Here is a 1,077-nt window from a genome sequence, read left to right on the forward strand (position 1 = left end):
TACGATCCGCAGGTCGGCCGCTTTACGACCCCGGATCCGATAGGGGTGCTGGGTGGGTTTAATCTTTACCAGTACGCGCCGAATCCGAACGGGTGGATTGATCCGTGGGGGCTAGTTTCAAGAAATGTTGCGTTTAAATCAGCGAAACAGCAAGCAGGGATTCCTAAGAGCAGCCAATTTGAAACTCACAAATATGTATATGATAGCGAATTCGAAAACAGAACTGTTTATGAATTTAATGTTGATGGTAAAAAAAGATATGTAATCCTTCATGAAGAGGATAAATTTGGTCGAGGGCCACATTTCCACGCTGCTGATGATGAAAGAAGAAACCCTATGGAGAAAGGGAAATATAATCAATACCCTGGACATCACCCCGAAGATATGAAGGGATTTGACTCTAAAAATAAGAGAAACTGCTCATGAGTAAAAGTCTTTCTAAAATTGAATCTTTGAAAGAAAAAAACGACCAAAAAATCATCGCCATGGATATTTTTGGGACGCGAGATGGTAATTTTACTTTTCTCGATAGCATTAGCTCAAAAGAAAAACTATTGAAACTTGACGAAATAGCATATGCGCATGTTGTAAAAAAAATCAAACGAAGTGAGAATAAAAGTCTAGAAGAGACTTATCAAGCATTCGAGTCAATTGTAAGCGAGAGCTTAAATCACTCACTTACAAACATCTCATTCTTTATTTTTGGTAAAAATGCATATGAAGTTACACTTCCAACTGAAACATTCCTGAATTCTTACTCTAAAATTAGAGAGAAGCTGGCTTATCGTGACATCCTAATCTACCAGAGCGATTACTCCTTTGGGCTATGTTTAATGCTAGATGAACATTACATTTCTATAGCAAAATGGGAATAAATTTCGTACAAGTAACGGTCATTTTCTGTCTATGCAATTATTGCTATTAATAGCACTATGACCTGAAAAACGCCCCCTAAAGCGAGGTCACTAACCCGGTCATCAACAGCATGCCGATGCTGAAAAATCAGGTACATATCCCGCTGCGCTACGCCGGGCAGTACGAAGACAGGGAAACCGGGCTACACTACAACCTGTTCCG

General features: G+C 39.7%; 2 protein-coding genes. Both read left to right on the plus strand.

Annotated features, from left to right (window positions below; genetic code table 11):
- Window positions 1-426: RHS repeat-associated core domain-containing protein (locus tag B880_RS25215; RefSeq protein WP_017348783.1), on the plus strand; the 426-nt coding region annotated here is incomplete at its 5' end.
- On the plus strand, window positions 423-875 hold the full coding sequence (locus B880_RS0117675) for a hypothetical protein (protein WP_017348784.1): 453 nt from the start codon (window positions 423-425) through the stop codon (window positions 873-875). The genes B880_RS25215 and B880_RS0117675, both read left to right, overlap by 4 nt.
- The last annotated feature ends 202 nt before the right edge of the window (window positions 876-1,077 follow it).

The organism is Pantoea sp. A4 (assembly GCF_000295955.2).
Lineage (GTDB): Bacteria > Pseudomonadota > Gammaproteobacteria > Enterobacterales > Enterobacteriaceae > Pantoea > Pantoea multigeneris.